This is a genomic window from Janthinobacterium sp. JF4 (assembly GCF_059617925.1).
Map to the genome: position 1 here is coordinate 40300 of NZ_JCAQAV010000012.1, position 16090 is coordinate 56389.

Genomic DNA, 16090 nt, shown 5'->3' on the forward strand with positions numbered 1-16090 from the left:
CCCTGCGGACGCTGCGGCGAAGCCGTGATTATAAGCCAGGCCGCCGTTTCATTCCGGGGTGGACGCTGGCAACAGCAGCAATCTGCCCAATTTTTGTGCAGCATGGCGTATCTGGGCCCCATTCAGGGCCGTGTAGCCCAGCAGCACGGCCGGCGCCAGCTTGGCGCTGTGACAAAAGTCGCCAAGCGGCTGCAGCGCCAGCCCCTCCTGCGCCGCGCGCGCGCAAAACGCCCGCTCGTCGCTGTCCGGCGGTAGCCACAGCACGCAATGAAAGCCTGCCTGCTGGCCGGAAATGGCGTAGCGCCCGGGGGCGATCTGCTCGAGACAGGCCAGCAGCAGGTCGCGCCGCTCCTTGTAGGCCAGCCGCGCCTGGCGCAAATGGCGCACGAAGGCGCCATCCTCCATCCAGGCGGCCAGCGCCAGCTGCTCCGTCACGCCCACGGACCTGCCCGTCAACTGCAGGGTGCGCAGCAACTGCGGGCGCAAGGCGGGCGGCAGCACCATGAAGCCCACGCGCAGGCCGGCAAACAGGGTCTTGTTGAAACTGCCGCAATAAATCACGCGCTGGTACTGGTCCAGCGCCTTCAGGGCCGCCAGCGGCGCGCTCTGATAATTGAATTCGCTGTCGTAATCGTCTTCCACCACCCAGGCGCCGTGGTCGTTCGCCCATTCCAGCAGGGCCAGGCGGCGCGTGACGGACATGGTCACGCCCAGCGGCGACTGGTGCGCCGGCGTCACATACGCGAGGCAGGCGTCCGCGTGCGCGGCCAGGGCGGCGCAATCGATGCCCTCGGCGTCGACGGCGATGTCCACCGGCACGGCGCCAGCGAGGGCGAACAGGGCGCGCGCGGCCTGGTAGCCCGGCTCTTCCAGGCAGACCTTGTCGCCATCGCGCACGATGCTGCGCGCCAGCAAGTCGATCGCGTGGCGGATGCCGGTCGTGACAACGATGTCGTGCGGGTCGCAGCGGATGCCGCGGTACTTGGCGAGGAAATCGGCGATCTGCTGGCGCAACTGGGGCAGGCCGGCCGGATCGGCGCTGCACAGCTGCTCCGGCGTAGCGGCCGCCAGTGCCCGCGTGGCGCACTTGGACCAGGCGGCCATGGGAAACAGGCTGGCGTCGGCGCGCCGCGCCACGAACGGCAAGCCGTCGCGCACCCCCGTGTCCGAGGCAGGCGCGGGCGCCACGGCCAGCAGGGCGGGGGCGGCGTCGCCCAGGCCTGCCATCAAAAAGCGTTCCGGCACGACGGCGCACACGCGCGTGCCGGAACCGGGCACGCGCGTCACGTACGCTTCCGCATGCAGGCGGTCGAACACGGTTTCGATGGTGCCGCGCGACAACTCCCACCGTTCGGCCAGGGTACGGCTGGACGGCAAACGGCTGCCCGCCGGCAGCATCTTCGTCAGGATGGCCGAGCGCAGCGCTTCATACGCGCCATCCTGCTTGTTGACGCCCGCCTTGGCTAGCCAGCTGGTGGGACGAGGCAAGTCCAGGGCGTGCGGTGATTTTCCTCGCGGCATGATAATCGTCCAAGTGGTCCAATGAGTTTTCTGATGACTGGCACTTCGCATTACACCACAAACCTTCTACTCTCACCGTTCCGGTGCGCCAGCGGGGCGCACACTTGCAGAGATCGTGTAAAACAATGCAGAAACAACTCGCTGTATGGGCCTGGGGCGGCATTGTGCTGCTGCTGGTCTGCCTGTCGCGCATCAGCATCGACATCTATTTGCCTTCGCTGCCGGCCATGGCCGATGCCCTGCATGCCAGCGATGCCCAGTTGCAACTGACCCTGAGCCTGTTCATGGCCGGCTCGGCCGCCTCGATGCTCGCCTGCGGGCCGCTGGCCGACCGTTACGGACGCCGGCCCGTGCTGCTGGCCGGCACTGGCATTTATGTGCTCGCCAGCATCGTCTGCGCCTTCACAAGCGACGTGCACGTGCTGATCGCCGCGCGCGTGCTGCAGGCGTTCGGCGGCTGCAGCGGCACCATCATCGGCCGGGTGATGGTGCGCGACCGCTTCGATCCCGCCACGCAGGCGCGCATGCTGGGAAAAATATCGATGGTGATGGGCCTGTCACCGATCCTGGCGCCGCTGGCCGGCAGCGTGCTCGATGCGGCGTTCGGCTGGCGCGCCGTGTTTGGCGTGCTGTGCCTGCTGGGAACGCTGTCGCTGGGACTGATCGCCGTCTACGTGCCGGAAACCAAGCCGGCCAGCGTCGTACCACAAGGAAATACCCTGGCGCTGTACCGCCGCCTGCTGGGCGACGCGTATTTCCTGCGCTATGCGCTGGCCATCGGCTGCGTGTATTGCACGTATTTCCCCTTCATCGCGGAATCGTCCGTGCTGTTGCAAAGGGGCATGCATCTGTCGCCGCACGCGTATGCGCTGGTGTTTGCGCTGACAGTCAGCGGCTATGTGGCGGGATCGAGCCTGTTCCGCGCACTGGGACCGCGCCTGGGCGCCGACCATATGCTGGGCGTGGCGGTGCTGATCAATGTGGCGGGCGCCGGCAGTTTATTACTGGCCGGCAGCCTGGCGCCGCAGCACGTGGCGTCGCTGGTGGCGCCCATGCTGCTGGTGATGGTGTCGGTGGGCATGGCGATTCCTGCCTGCCAGCTGGCCGTGCTGCAGCCATATGGCGACCAGGCGGGCAGCGCCTCGGGCCTGTTCTTCTTCGTGCAAATGGCGATCACGGCCGTTTGCGGCGCCGTCATCGCCGCCATCACGGACGGCAGCGAAAAGCCGCTGCTGTGGGTGACGGCGGCGGCCAGCGCGGCCTTTGCCGTCGTCTGGCTGCTCACGAAGAGCCGGGCCAGCGTGACTGCAGCCAGCCTTACATGACGATCTTGACCATCGGGTGGCCCGACAGCGCCATGTACAGGGCGTCGAGCTGCTCGCGGCTGATGGCGCGCACGGTCACGGTCAAGCCCGTGTAGTTACCCTTCGGCGATGGACGCTCTTCCATGCGGCCCACGTGGAAGGTCGGATCGTGGCTGATGACCAGTTCCAGCATGGTCAGCGCGAAGTCGACATGCGTCGGGCCCATGATCTTGATGGGAAAATCGCTCGGGTATTCGATCAGCGATTCGCTGGGCGGAATAATGTGTTCGGTAGGAGGGGTGGTTTGCATGGGGAATCCAATCAGTGCCGGTCAGTGCCAAAGGCATATTGTAGCCAACTTTGGCAGCGCATGCGCCTGCCGCCATGGCGCCAGGGGCGCGGAAAAAAAAAGCCAGCTTTGTAAGCTGGCGAAAACTATTTCGTTTGGACAAAATAGCCGGAAAATCGGTACTGTCAGCCGCGAAGGCATTGCCTTGTCTTGCAATGACGCCACTGTAGACAAAACACCGGGGCTTGACCGCTGAAATGTGACGAACTGCCGGTTTGGCGGCTTGAACGTCGAAAATCCATGACCGGACGGACAGGCGGCCAGCGCCAGCGCCCCTTTCAGCGCTCCGCTTCCGGCATCCGTCCATTGCGGCCGGGACCGCCGCGCTCATTGTTGCGCTCACGCGGCGCTGGCCGTTCGGCGCGGGGCTGCGGCTCGCCGCGCCACCCGGGGTGCGCCACCGGGTCTTGCACGCGTGGCAAGGCCGGCACCGCCGGCATCACGGGCTGGGGCGGCACGGGCGGCTGCTGCGGCCGGTTCGGCTGCATGGGACGCGGCGCCAGGTGCGTCTGGCCATCGTCCGTCTGCAAGCGGCCGGGGCGGTTGACGCGGTCGCGCCGGAAACCATCTTGCTGACGCGGCGCATCGACGGGACGCTGCCAATTGCCCGCCGGCGCAGGCTCCGTGATCAACGGCAAGCTTTGCAGCACGGGCGGCGGCATGGTGGTGCGGTGGCGGCGCTCGCGCTCGCCCGCCACGGAACGGCGCCCTTCGGCGACGCGGTTGATGCGGCGTTCATAGTCCGCGCTGGCGCGGTAGCCGGGCATGTAGCGCTCGTGCGGCGACAGCGGATACCAGCCGACGCCGGGGCGCTGGCCATGCTGCGGTCCATGATTGCCGCCGACCCAGCCCACCAGCGCCGGCGCCCAGGGCACGCGGCCGCGCTCGCGCCCCGGCGCCCAGCCCCAGCGGTGGCCCAGCAAGACCCAGCGGCCGTAATGCGAGGGCGCATAGCCCCACGGCGCATTGTCGACCCAGGTCCAGCCCCACGGCGCGATCCACGTCCAGCGCCCGTCGCTGTACGGCGCCCAGCCGGCAGGCACCGTGCCGGGCAGCCACAAGGGGCCATATTCCGCATCCTCCTGCCAGGCGCCGTAGCGGTCCAGCTCTTCATAGCCGGTGGTATCGTCCGTGACATAGCGCAAGGCCGGCGCGGCGGCGGGCAAGGCTTCGGGCCAGTTGTCGAAGGCGATCCGCTGCAAGGCGCCCGTGCGCAATTGCTCGTCCGTCAGCTCGGCGCGCTGGCCGGCCCGCAAGGTGACGCTGCCCGTCGCGCCATCCACATCGGCCGCGCCGTCGAGCACGCTGACGACGCTGGTGCCCGGCTGGCGCCCCGCCTCGATGCGCACCCAGCCCGGCTGGGTCAGGATGACGCGGGCCTGGGCCGTGGTCAGCTCGAAGCCGCGCAGCGCGTCGGGATTGCGCACGCGCACGCTGACCGTGCCATAGCCGAGGTGCAATTTGAAATGGTCATCATCGAGCTCGCTCACTTCCAGCTCGGAATCGCCATCGAGGCGCACGGCGGCGGCGCCCGCGCGCCATTCCGCCAGCGCGCCGCGCTGGGTGGTCAAGCGGTTATCCGTCGTGACGGGCCAGTTCAGCAGGGCGTTTTGCGCTTCGCCATCACCGGCGCGCACCAGCACCTGCCCTTCGACGGTGGAAATGCGGCCCACGCGGGCGGGCGGATCTTCGGCCAGGGCCAGGGCGCACGCCGACGACAGCAGCACGGCGCATACGGTGTTGAGAAAAGGGAAAGACAGGATCGGACGCATGGCAGCGCTCCAGGCAGGACTGACAACAATGATTGCTACCGATTACATCCGCATAGCGCGGACATCGCAAGCGGGCTTACAAATGTTTGCATGTTGATTGCATATTACCTCGCCTCAGGAGGCCGCCTGGCCGCCGCGCTTGACGAAGAACAGGGCGGCGCCGACGGCCATCAGCAAGCCGCCAAAGAAGCGGTTCTGCTTTTTCACGGCGCTGGCATCGCGGAAAAAGCGCTGCATCGACGAGGCGAGGAAAGCGTAGCTGTGCATGACAATCTGATCGATCGTGCACATGGTGACGGCCAGGATCAGCAGTTGCGGCAGCAGGGGCGCAGCAGGGCTGATGAACTGCGGCAACACTGCCACCATGAAAATGATGCCTTTCGGATTCGTCACGTTGGTCAAAAAACCCGTCAGCACGCGCCGGCGCATGGAGGGCACCACGGCGTCGGCATGCAGGTCGCCCGTCACCGCCACCTTGGCGCGCCATTGCGACAGGCCCAGGTAGATCAGGTACAAGGCGCCCACCGTCTTGACGATATTGAAGGCCACTTCGGAAGCCAGCAGCAAGGACCCGACGCCGGCACCGGCGATGCCCAGCACCACCAGCAGCCCCAGCTGCAGGCCAAGAATGGTCGCGCTGGCCTTTTTCACCCCGTACGACAGGCCATGCGACATCGACAGTACGGCACCCGAGCCGGGCGAGACGGCGATGATGGAGGCGGCGATGACAAAGGTGATCCAGGTGGCAAAACTCATGCGGCGTCCAGAAAATAGTGAATAAGAGCAATTTTACTCCGGCCCGTGCGGCACTGCCGGCCATCCCTGGGGTAAGATCGCATGCACGCCTTATCGACACTTTAGCCGTGCTTTTCCTTGCCGTACAACCAAGAATAACATCATGAAAAACAACACTTTCCTCGCTCCGCCATGCCCTGCCACCACCGTGGGAGCGCGCTGAGATGGCCGGCTCCAGCCTGTTGGCCCTGCTTGACGACATCGCCAGCATCCTCGACGACGTTTCCCTGATGACCAAGGTGGCCGCCAAGAAGACGGCCGGCGTGCTCGGTGACGACCTGGCCCTGAACGCGCAGCAGGTGGCCGGCGTGCGCGCCGAGCGCGAACTGCCCGTCGTCTGGGCCGTCGCCGTCGGTTCGCTGAAGAACAAGGCCATCCTCGTGCCCGCCGCGCTGGCCATCAGCGCGTTTGCGCCGTGGGCCATCACGCCGCTGCTGATGGTGGGCGGCGCCTACCTGTGCTTCGAGGGCTTCGAAAAGATCGCCCACAAATACCTGCACCCGGACGACAGCCACAAGGCCGAGCTGGCGCAGGCGCTGCGCGACCCGCACGTCGACCTCGTCGCGCTGGAAAAGGACAAGATCAAGGGCGCCATCCGCACCGATTTCATTTTGTCGGCGGAAATCATCGTCATCGCGCTGGGCACGGTGGCCGCGGCCACCTTCGCCGAGCAGGTGGCCGTCGTCGTCGGCATCGCCCTCCTCATGACGGTGGGCGTGTACGGCCTGGTGGCCGGCATCGTCAAGCTCGATGATGCCGGCTTTTATCTGGCGGCGCGCAAGGGCGCGGGCGCGCTGATGGATGGCGTGCGCGGCTTTGGCCGCATGCTCGTGTCGGCGGCGCCGAAACTGATGAAATTCCTCTCCATCGTGGGCACCCTGGCCATGTTCATGGTGGGCGGCGGCATTTTGACGCACGGCTGGCCGTGGGCCAGCGGCATGCTGCACCACGCGGAAGCAGCCATCGGCACCATGGCCGGCATCGGCCCCGTGCTGGCAGCCGTCACGCCCAGCCTGATCAACGCAGTGGCCGGCCTCATCGCCGGTGGCCTGGTGCTGGCCGGCGTCACGGCCGTGTCAGCTTTATTGCGCATGGTCAAGCCAAGCAAATAGACTTTCTGGTCTGATGGGGCGGCAGGCGCATCCGTGCCTGCCGCCCCGGCCATGCCGGCGGCGCCCGCTGTCCATGGAGACCCTATGCAGACTTCCCCCATCCAACGTCCCAGCAGCGCCTTCATCGGCGCCTCCTGGGCGGCACTGCTGATCGGCGCCATCACTTACCTGTCCGGCCTGTGGAACGCCAGCATGGCGCTCAACGAGAAGGGCTATTACTTCACGCTCCTCATGTACGGCCTGTTCGCCGCCATCTCGCTGCAGAAATCCGTGCGCGACCGCGCCGAGGGCATCGCCGTGACGGGGATTTACTTTGGCCTGTGCTGGATCTCCGTGCTGCTGGCCTTGCTGTTATTGACTGTGGGCCTATGGAACGCTAATCTGCAAAACAGCGAGAAAGGGTTTTATGCCATGGCGTTTTTACTCAGCCTGTTCGCCGCCGTGGCCGTGCAAAAGAACGTGCGCGACGTGGCGCGCGCCACGGCCGCCACACCGGCCGAGGCGCCGGGAACCTAAGCGCTGGGCGCGTGTCTATCCAAGTATGCGTGCGAGGGAACGGTGATGAGCGATCTGCAGAGACGGTTACAGATGGCGCTGGAAGCGGCGCACATGGCGATCTGGGATTCGCGCATCGCCGATGGCCAGGTCATCAACGGCACGGTCAGCTGGTCGGCCAAGGGCGCCGCCTTGCTGGGCCTGGAAGAACGCGCCCTGACGCAGCCGTTTCGCAATTTTCTCGACTATGTGCATGCGGATGACCGCGACAAGGTGGTGGCCATGCTGCAGGAAGGCATGCGGCACGGCGACGGCTATGCGCTGCAATACCGCGTCGTCTGGCCCGACGGCAGCGAGCACTGGCTGTCGGCCAAGGCGCAGGTCTTCACGGATGCGGCCGGACGCCCCGAGCGCACCCTGGGCGTGATCTGGGATATCACCGAGCACATGGCGCGCGAACTGATGATCGCCGAGCGCAAGGAACTGGCCGAGGTGACGCTCAGCTCCATCGCCGACGGCGTCATCACCACCGATCCGCATGGCAAGACGCGCTACCTGAACCGGGTGGCCGAGCAATTGACGGGCTGGAGCAACGACATGGCGCAGGGCCTGGACATCGGACTGACCATGCCGCTGGCCGATGAACGCACGGGTACAGCACGCGAGCACGTGGCCATGCGCTGCCTGCAACAGCGCCAGACCATCGGCATTTCGCCCCGCTCGCAGCTGGTCACGCGCGAAGGGCGGCGCATCGCCATCGAAGAATCGGCCGCGCCCATCTGGTCGCGCGACGGCGACATCCTCGGCGCCGTCGTCGTATTCCGCGACGTCAGCCACGAACGCCAGCTGAGCCAGCAGTTGTCGTGGCAAGCCACGCACGACACCCTGACGGGCCTGATCAACCGGCGCGAATTCGAACACCTGGTGGCCGGCGCCCTGCACACAGCCAAGCAGGACGGCCACGCGCATGCGCTGCTGTACCTGGACCTGGACCAGTTCAAGGTCATCAACGACACCTGCGGCCACGGCGCCGGCGACGTGCTGCTGCAATTGCTGGCCAAGATGCTGCAGGGGCGCATGCGCGACAGCGACATCCTGGCGCGCCTCGGCGGCGACGAACTGGGCGTGCTGCTGCCCCACTGTCCGCTCGAGCATGCGCGCCAGATCGGCGACCAGCTGCGCCAGTCCGTGCGCGAATTCCGTTTCGCCTGGGACGAACGCAGCTTCGAGCTGGGCGTGAGCATCGGCATCGTGGAAATCAACCAGGACAGCAAGTCCATGAGCGAGCTGCTGAGCGCCGCCGACCAGGCCTGCTACCTGGCCAAGGAGCAGGGCCGCAACCGCATCCATGTCTACCAGGAGTCCGACGTCATGCTGGCGCAGCGGCATGGCGAAATGCTGTGGATTTCACGCCTGAACGAAGCGTTCACGCACGATTATTTCCGCCTGTACGCCATGCCCATCGTGCACCTGCACGACAGCCCGGAACAGCACGACGAAGTGCTGATCCGCATCCGCAACAGCAAGGGCGATTTGATACTGCCCGGCGCCTTCATCCCGGCCGCCGAACGCTACGACATGATGCTGTCCATCGACCGCTGGGTCATCCGCGCCGTCTGTCACCATATCCAGAGCGTGCGCGACAGCCTGCCGCCTTTGGCCGCGCTGGCGGAAAGCCGGCGCCGCGCACCGGCCCTGTATTCCGTCAACCTGTCGGGCCTGTCGCTGGCCGACACGGGCCTGCAAGACTACATCACCGGGCAGTTCGTGCAGTTCGCAATTGCGCCCGAACAAATCTGCTTTGAAATCACGGAAACGGCCGTCATCGCCAACCTGCCCAAGGCGCAAGTGTTCATGCGCCAGCTCAAGGCCATGGGCTGCCGCTTCTCGCTTGACGACTTCGGCAGCGGCTTTTCCTCGTTCGGCTACCTGAAGGCGCTGCCCGTCGACTATTTAAAGATCGACGGCGTCTTCGTGCGCGACATCGCCACCAATGCCATCAACCGCGCCATGGTCAAGGCCATCAATGAAGTGGGCCACGTGATGGGCTTGAAAACGGTGGCCGAGTACGTGGAAGATGCGGAAACCCTGACCATCATCCGCGAACTGGGCATCGACTACGCGCAAGGCTACGCCGTGGGTAGCCTGCGGCCCCTGACGGCGGGCGTCGATTAGCCACGGCCGGCAACCGATATCTTTAAAGCAATGCCGCATTGCTATCGCTAAATGCGTGCCAGCACGACCAATCTGGAGGATTTTGATCTACATCAATAAATTTGCGCAGACGACTCCTTACACTGATCTCCATTCTTGCAATCGTGCAAGTCTTACTCACCAATTGCTTATTTAACTGATCAGGAAGCCGCGACCATGCGCCAAAATTTGCCAGTGACTAACCGTGAAGTCCTCGTCTTGGACGATCAGGCCATCGTGTCGAAAACGGATATGAACGGCAATATCGTGTATGTGAATCCGTACTTCAGCCAGGTCAGCGGCTTCAGCGAGGCAGAGCTGCTCGGTTCACCCCAGAACATCGTGCGCCACCCGGACATGCCGGCCGAAGCGTTTGCCGACCTGTGGGCCTCGATCCAGGCCGGAACGCCGTGGACGGGCCTGGTCAAGAACCGCTGCAAGAACGGCGACTTTTACTGGGTGCGCGCCAACGTCACGCCCATCCGCGAAGCGGGCAAGACCATCGGCTACATGTCGGTGCGCGTGAAAGCGGACAAAGACCAGGTCAAGGCGGCCGAGGAAGCCTACGCGGCCATCCGCAACAAGGAAGGCGGCAACATCGTCATCAAGAACGGGCAGATCGTGCGCCCGGGCCTGGCGCACCTGTTGCACAACCTGACGCACATGTCGCTCAACCTGCGCATCTGGGCCGCCACCTCCATCGTCAATTGCCTGCAGTTGCTGGTGTGCGTCATCAGCCTGTTCGCCAGCGGCGGCAAGATCACCAATTACGCCATCTTCGGCGCCACCCTGTTCGGCTTCCTGATCAACGTTTTCCTCTGGTACACCTTGCGCATGTCCGTGCTCAAGCCGCTGGGCAAGGCCCTGAACGGCGCGCGGGCGATCGCCGCCGGCGACCTGTCGGGCAGTTTTGAGACGGAAAGCACGGATGAAGTGGGGCAATTGCTGCGCGCGCTGCAACAGATGAACAGCAACCTGATCGCCACCATCCGCGACGTGCGCATCAACGTGGAAACCATGGCTGTCGCCACCAAGCAAATCGCCGTCGGCAATATGGATCTCTCGGGCCGCACGGAATCGCAGGCCGCCAGCCTGGAAGAAACGGCCTCGAGCATCGAGGAATTCTCTTCGACGGTGAAACAGAACGCGGACAATTCGGTACAGGCCAATGAACTGGCCGTGGCCGCCTCGAAAGTGGCCGTGCAGGGCGGCGAAATCGTCGCCGAAGTAATCACCACCATGGACGAAATCAACACCTCGTCGAAGAAAATCGTCGACATCATCGGCCTGATCGAAGGCATCGCCTTCCAGACCAACATCCTGGCCCTGAACGCGGCCGTCGAAGCGGCCCGCGCCGGCGAGCAGGGCAGGGGCTTCGCCGTGGTGGCGGGCGAGGTGCGCAACCTGGCGCAGCGCTCGTCCGTGGCGGCCAAGGACATCAAGCAACTGATTGAGATTTCCGTCGGCAAGGTGGGCGCCGGCATGCTGCAGGTGAACCGCGCCGGCGCCACCATGGAACAGGTGGTCAGCTCGGTCAAGCAGGTGACGGCCATCATGCAGGAAATTTCCATCGCTTCGCGCGAACAAAGCATCGGCGTCGACCAGGTCAACCAGGCTATCGCCCACATGGACCAGGTGACGCAGCAGAACGCGGCCCTGGTGGAAGAAGCCGCCGCCGCCGCCACGCGCCTGGCGGAAGAAGCGGCCAGCCTGTCGCAAGCCGTGAGCCTGTTCAATTTCGGCAAGATGCCGGCACCGCGTCGCGTCGCCATGCCTGGCGGCAAATCGGGCGCTGCGGGCGCCGCGAACGCCGGCAAACCCACCATGAAACGCCTGGCCGCCTAAACCTTTCAAGACTTTACACACACCATGCCTACACTACTCAGCAGTGCTTCCGCCGACCTGGACGCCGTCGTCGAATTCGACCCGGTCATCATCGGCAAGATGAGCCAGTCCGGCCCGCGCTACACGTCCTACCCGACCGCCGACCGTTTCAATGCGGAATTTGGCTACGGCAACTTCCTCGAAGCGCTGGCCGCATTGCGCATGCGCGGCGGCCGCCGTCCCCTGTCGCTGTACGTGCACGTGCCGTTCTGCGACACACTGTGCTACTACTGCGCCTGCAACAAGATCATCACGAAAGACCGCAGCAAGGCCGCCACCTACCTCAGCTACCTGAAACAGGAAATCGCCATGCAGGGCAAGCTGTTTGCCGGCATGAACCAGATCGAGCAGCTGCATTTCGGCGGCGGCACGCCCACTTACCTGAGCGAAAAGCAGATGGACGAACTGATGGCGCACCTGCGCCAGCATTTCGAGTTCGCTGCCGATGAAGACGGCGAGTATTCGATCGAGATCGACCCGCGCACCGTGTCGCGCGAGCGCGTGTTTTCCTTGCGCGCGCAAGGCTTCAACCGCATCAGCCTGGGCGTGCAGGATTTCGACGCCGACGTGCAGAAAGCCGTCAACCGCATCCAGCCGGAAGCGGAAACGGTGGCCATCATGCAAGCGGCGCGCGACGCCGGTTTCCGCTCGATCAGCATCGACCTGATCTACGGCTTGCCCAAGCAAAGCCTGGACACCATGACGGAAACCTTGCGCAAGGTGATTTCCGCCAGCCCGGACCGCATCGCCCTGTACCACTACGCGCACATGCCGCACCTGTTCAAGCCGCAGCGCCGCATCCTCGACGCCGACATGCCCGACAGCGCCACCAAGCTGGCCATGCTGGGCCTGTGCATCGCGCGCCTGACGGCCGCCGGCTATGTCTACATCGGCATGGACCATTTCGCCAAGCCGACGGACGACCTGGCCGTGGCGCAGCGGCAAGGCCGTTTGCACCGCAACTTCCAGGGCTATTCGACGCGCGCGGAAGCGGACCTGATCGCCTGCGGCGTGTCTGCCATCAGTTCCGTCGGCGCCGTCTACAGCCAGAATGAAAAGACGCTCGACGCGTACTATGAAAAGCTCGACGAAGGCGTGCTGCCGATCGCGCGCGGCATCAAGCTCGACACGGACGATTTGTTGCGCCGTATCATCATCCAGATGCTGATGTGCAATTTCGAATTGTCGATCGCCAGCATCGAGCAGGCGCATCCGGTGAAATTCCGCAGCTACTTCGCCAGCGAGCTGGAAAAGCTGCGCGAACTGGCGCGTGACGGCTTGCTCGTCATCGAGGAAGACTGGCTGACGGTGACGCCGAAAGGGCGCTTGCTGATCCGCAATATCTGCATGGTCTTCGACCGCTACCTGACGCAGGCCCGCGCCAACGCGGCGCCGGACGCCGTGCAGCCGCTGCGCTACTCGAAAACGGTGTAGCGCAGCGCGATGAATGCCCTCAGCCTCGTGCCCATGTTCCTGGTCGGCCTGGCCGGCAGCGTACACTGCATCGGCATGTGCGGCGGCATCGTCGGCGCGCTGTCGCTCAGTGGTGGTGCACCGGCGGCGCCCACGCGCCCCGTGATCGCCATCGCCGTGGCGCGCCCCGCATTGCAGACAACCCTGCAATCGAACGTGCTGCGCGTGCTGGCCTACAACGGCGGACGCATCGGCAGCTATATGCTGGCCGGCGCCATGGCCGGCAGCCTGGCGGGCGCCGGCATGCTGCACCTGGCGTCGCTGCAAGTGGCCGGCTACTGGCTGGCCAACCTGATGCTCGTCGCGCTGGGTCTGTACCTGATGGATGCCTGGCGCGGCCTGGCCCACCTGGAAGCGGCCGGCAACGTCGTCTGGCGCCGCGTGCGCCCCCTGTTGAAACCGCTGATGCCGATGGATACGCCCTTGAAGGCGCTGGCCGTGGGCGGCCTGTGGGGCTGGGTGCCGTGCGGCATGGTCTACAGCGCCCTGCTGACGGCCATGCTGCAAGGTTCGGCCCTCGACGGCGCGGCCGCCATGGCCGCCTTCGGCCTGGGTACCCTGCCCATGCTGCTGGGCATGGGTTTACTGGGCACGCGCCTGCGCGCGCAGATGCAGCGCCGTCCCGTGCGCATCGCCAGCGGCTTGCTGGTGCTGGGCTTTGGCTTGCTGGGCCTGCTGCGTGCCGCGAATGGCGTGTCGCTGGGCTGGCTCGACGCCCTGTGCGTCACGGGCCATCCATGAAAAGACGCATGAAAACACACCTATGAATGCTGTCCTGAAACCTGCCGCCTGCTTCCATTGCGGCTTGCCCGTCCCCGCCGGCTCGAGCTGGAACGTCACCATCGACGACGTGCCGCGCGCCATGTGCTGCCCCGGCTGCGAAGCGGTGGCGCAAACCATCGTCGACATCGGCCAGAGCGCCTACTACCGCGACCGCGACGAATATGCCGTCAATGCAGCCGATGCGACCATGGTGCCGCCCGAGCTGCGTTTGTACAGCAATGACGACGCGCAATTCGCGCGCGACGCCAGCAGCTGCGAAGCGACCCTGTCCGTCGAAGGCATCCGCTGCGCCGCCTGCGTCTGGCTGATCGAGCGTCAATTAACACGCCTGCCCGGCGTGCAGGCGGCCAGCCTGAACGTCGCCACGGAGCGCCTGTACGTGCGCTGGAGCCGCGCCGAATGCGAACCGGGCGACATCCTGCAAGCCGTGCGGCAAGTCGGCTACACGGCCTATCCGTATGACGCCGTGCGCCATGGCGAGCGCCTGCAAAAGGCCAGCAAGACCCTGGGCCGCCAGTTGTTCGTCGCCGGCCTGTCGATGATGCAAGTGATGATGTACGTGGCGCCCGCCTACCTGGCCGAGGATGGCACGCTGGACGACAACATGGCCAGCCTGATGCGCTGGGCCAGTTTGCTGCTCACCTTGCCGGCCATCTGCTATTCGGCCATGCCATTCTTCCAGGGCGCCTGGGCCAGCCTGCGCGCGCGCACCCTGGGCATGGACGTGCCCGTGGCGCTGGGCATCCTGGCGGCCTTCTTCGGCAGCGTGGTGGCGACCTTCACGGGTCGCGGCGAGGTGTATTACGACTCGGCCACGATGTTCATCTTCCTGCTGCTGTGCAGCCGCTATTTCGAGCTGCAGGCGCGCCGCAAGGCCGCCTCGGCCCTCGAGCGCCTGCAGCACGCCTTGCCCGCCTCCGCCTCGCTGATGGCGGGCTTCCCGGACAACCGCGCCACCACCATGGTGCCGGCCGGCAGCCTGGCCGTCGGTGACGTGATTCTCGTCAAACCGGGCGAAGCGATCGCCGCCGACAGCGTCATCGTCGAAGGCACGAGCGCGCTCGATTTATCGCTGCTGACGGGCGAGAGCGCGGCCCAGCGCAGGCAAACGGGAGAACAGGTGCCGGGCGGGGCGATCAACGCCAGCGCGGCGCTCATCTTGCGCGTACTGAAACCCGCGCGCGAAAGCACCCTGTCGGACCTGTTGAAACTGATCGAGCGGGCCGGCAGCGGCAAGCCGCAGATCGCGCAGTGGGCCGACAAGGTCGCCGCCTGGTTCGTGCTGGGCCTGCTGCTGTTTGCCGTTGCCGTGTTCGCCTTCTGGAGCTGGCATGACCCGGCGCAGGCGTGGCCCGTGGCCATCGCCGTGCTGGTCGTGTCGTGCCCCTGCGCGCTTTCTCTCGCCACGCCGACGGCGCTGGCGGCCGCCACCGACAGCCTGCTGCGGCGCGGCGTGCTGATCGTCCAGCCGCACGTGCTGGAAACCCTGCACCGCGCCACCCACATCGTCTTCGACAAGACGGGGACATTGACCCTGGGCCGTCCCGTGCTGCGGCAAATCGAGGGCCTCGGCAGCATGACGGAAGACGACTGCCTGCAGGTGGCCGCCGCGCTGGAAGCGGGCAGCGCCCATCCGCTGGCGCAGGCGATCCTGGCAGCAGCCAAGGAGCAGCCGCACACGCACGCGGAACAGTTGCAGGAAGTGCAGGGCCAGGGACTCGAAGGCGTGGTCAATGGCGTGCGCTACCGCCTGGGCAATGCGGCCTTTGTCGCCGCCATCGCCGGGCCGCCGCTGGGCGACACGGCCGTCGGCATGCAGGGCATGACGCCGCTGTACCTGGGCACGCAGGGGCGCTGGCTGACGCGCTTTTTACTCAGCGATGCGCTGCGCCCGGAAGCGGTTGACGTGGTCGCGTATTTCCAGCGGCATGGCAAACAGGTCGTGCTGCTCAGCGGCGACCAGGAAGCGCTGACGCAAAGCGTGGCAACGGAACTGGGCATCCACACGGCGTGCGGCGAATGCCTGCCCGATGAAAAGCTCGACTTCGTGCAGCAGCTGCAGGCGACGGGCGCCGTGGTGGCGATGGTCGGCGACGGCATCAACGACGCTGCCGTGCTGAGCGGCGCCGACGTGTCCTTCGCCATGGGGTCCGGCGCCGCGCTGGCGCAGGCGCATGCGGACACGGTGCTGCTGTCGAGCCAATTGGTGTCCGTGCTCGACACGGCGAAAACGGCGGCGCGCAGCATGCGCATCATCCGCGAAAACCTGGGCTGGGCCACCCTGTACAATCTGACGGCCATCCCGGCCGCCGCGCTGGGTTTTTTAAACCCCTGGCTGTCCGGCGTCGGCATGGCTGCCAGCTCGGCGGTCGTCATCGCCAACGCCCTGCGCCTGCGGAAAGCCTGAAC

At 65.6% G+C, this 16090-nt stretch carries 12 protein-coding genes; 8 read left to right on the top strand and 4 right to left on the bottom strand.

Annotation, left to right across the window (positions count from 1 at the left end; translation table 11 throughout):
• Positions 1 to 48 precede the first annotated feature (48 nt).
• Positions 49 to 1521: a MocR-like pyridoxine biosynthesis transcription factor PdxR gene (pdxR, locus tag AC54AF_RS12030; RefSeq protein ID WP_496636727.1), complete on the bottom strand. Its 1473-nt coding sequence runs from the start codon at positions 1519 to 1521 to the stop codon at positions 49 to 51.
• A 125-nt stretch (positions 1522 to 1646) separates the two neighbouring features.
• On the opposite strand from pdxR, the gene AC54AF_RS12035 reads away from it, so the two are divergent.
• Complete coding sequence (locus AC54AF_RS12035; RefSeq protein WP_496636728.1) at positions 1647 to 2846, top strand: multidrug effflux MFS transporter; 1200 nt, start codon at positions 1647 to 1649, stop codon at positions 2844 to 2846.
• On the opposite strand, the gene AC54AF_RS12040 is transcribed toward AC54AF_RS12035, so the two are convergent.
• From AC54AF_RS12040 to AC54AF_RS12050, 3 genes are all read right to left on the bottom strand, one after another.
• Positions 2839 to 3135 (bottom strand): DUF493 family protein, encoded by a 297-nt coding sequence (locus AC54AF_RS12040; protein ID WP_496636729.1) that lies wholly within the window; start codon positions 3133 to 3135, stop codon positions 2839 to 2841. The genes AC54AF_RS12035 and AC54AF_RS12040 overlap by 8 nt on opposite strands.
• Before the next feature lie 317 nt (positions 3136 to 3452).
• Complete coding sequence (locus AC54AF_RS12045) at positions 3453 to 4946, bottom strand: DUF6600 domain-containing protein (RefSeq protein WP_496636730.1); 1494 nt, start codon at positions 4944 to 4946, stop codon at positions 3453 to 3455.
• Between the two features lie 114 nt (positions 4947 to 5060).
• Positions 5061 to 5702 carry a LysE family transporter gene (locus AC54AF_RS12050; RefSeq protein ID WP_496636731.1) on the bottom strand — a complete coding sequence of 214 codons (642 nt, stop codon included), beginning with the start codon at positions 5700 to 5702 and terminating at the stop codon, positions 5061 to 5063.
• 203 nt (positions 5703 to 5905) lie between these two features.
• Between AC54AF_RS12050 and AC54AF_RS12055 the strand changes: the two genes are divergently transcribed.
• From AC54AF_RS12055 to AC54AF_RS12085, 7 genes are all read left to right on the top strand, one after another.
• A complete protein-coding gene (locus AC54AF_RS12055; RefSeq protein WP_496636732.1) occupies positions 5906 to 6853 on the top strand; it encodes a DUF808 domain-containing protein in 948 nt (315 codons plus the stop codon).
• 84 nt (positions 6854 to 6937) lie between these two features.
• A complete protein-coding gene (gene yiaA / locus AC54AF_RS12060; protein ID WP_496636733.1) occupies positions 6938 to 7369 on the top strand; it encodes an inner membrane protein YiaA in 432 nt (143 codons plus the stop codon).
• 45 nt (positions 7370 to 7414) lie between these two features.
• Positions 7415 to 9523, top strand: a complete 2109-nt coding sequence (locus tag AC54AF_RS12065; protein ID WP_496636734.1) for an EAL domain-containing protein — start codon at positions 7415 to 7417, stop codon at positions 9521 to 9523.
• 195 nt (positions 9524 to 9718) lie between these two features.
• Positions 9719 to 11386, top strand: a complete 1668-nt coding sequence (locus tag AC54AF_RS12070; protein WP_496636735.1) for a methyl-accepting chemotaxis protein — start codon at positions 9719 to 9721, stop codon at positions 11384 to 11386.
• A gap of 24 nt (positions 11387 to 11410) precedes the next feature.
• The gene (hemN, locus tag AC54AF_RS12075; RefSeq protein WP_496636736.1) at positions 11411 to 12859 is read left to right on the top strand and encodes an oxygen-independent coproporphyrinogen III oxidase; all 1449 of its coding nucleotides are present in this window, start codon (positions 11411 to 11413) and stop codon (positions 12857 to 12859) included.
• A 9-nt stretch (positions 12860 to 12868) separates the two neighbouring features.
• Positions 12869 to 13639 (top strand): urease accessory protein UreH domain-containing protein, encoded by a 771-nt coding sequence (locus AC54AF_RS12080; protein WP_131686940.1) that lies wholly within the window; start codon positions 12869 to 12871, stop codon positions 13637 to 13639.
• A 22-nt stretch (positions 13640 to 13661) separates the two neighbouring features.
• Entirely contained in the window at positions 13662 to 16088 is a 2427-nt protein-coding gene (locus AC54AF_RS12085; RefSeq protein WP_496636737.1) for a heavy metal translocating P-type ATPase, read from the top strand.
• Positions 16089 to 16090 lie beyond the last annotated feature (2 nt).

Coding starts and splice junctions, on each gene's coding strand:
- pdxR (WP_496636727.1), bottom strand. CDS start 1,521: ATGCCGCGAGGAAAATCACCGCACGCCCTGGACTTGCCTCGTCCCACC.
- AC54AF_RS12035 (WP_496636728.1), top strand. CDS start 1,647: ATGCAGAAACAACTCGCTGTATGGGCCTGGGGCGGCATTGTGCTGCTG.
- AC54AF_RS12040 (WP_496636729.1), bottom strand. CDS start 3,135: ATGCAAACCACCCCTCCTACCGAACACATTATTCCGCCCAGCGAATCG.
- AC54AF_RS12045 (WP_496636730.1), bottom strand. CDS start 4,946: ATGCGTCCGATCCTGTCTTTCCCTTTTCTCAACACCGTATGCGCCGTG.
- AC54AF_RS12050 (WP_496636731.1), bottom strand. CDS start 5,702: ATGAGTTTTGCCACCTGGATCACCTTTGTCATCGCCGCCTCCATCATC.
- AC54AF_RS12055 (WP_496636732.1), top strand. CDS start 5,906: ATGGCCGGCTCCAGCCTGTTGGCCCTGCTTGACGACATCGCCAGCATC.
- yiaA (WP_496636733.1), top strand. CDS start 6,938: ATGCAGACTTCCCCCATCCAACGTCCCAGCAGCGCCTTCATCGGCGCC.
- AC54AF_RS12065 (WP_496636734.1), top strand. CDS start 7,415: ATGAGCGATCTGCAGAGACGGTTACAGATGGCGCTGGAAGCGGCGCAC.
- AC54AF_RS12070 (WP_496636735.1), top strand. CDS start 9,719: ATGCGCCAAAATTTGCCAGTGACTAACCGTGAAGTCCTCGTCTTGGAC.
- hemN (WP_496636736.1), top strand. CDS start 11,411: ATGCCTACACTACTCAGCAGTGCTTCCGCCGACCTGGACGCCGTCGTC.
- AC54AF_RS12080 (WP_131686940.1), top strand. CDS start 12,869: ATGAATGCCCTCAGCCTCGTGCCCATGTTCCTGGTCGGCCTGGCCGGC.
- AC54AF_RS12085 (WP_496636737.1), top strand. CDS start 13,662: ATGAATGCTGTCCTGAAACCTGCCGCCTGCTTCCATTGCGGCTTGCCC.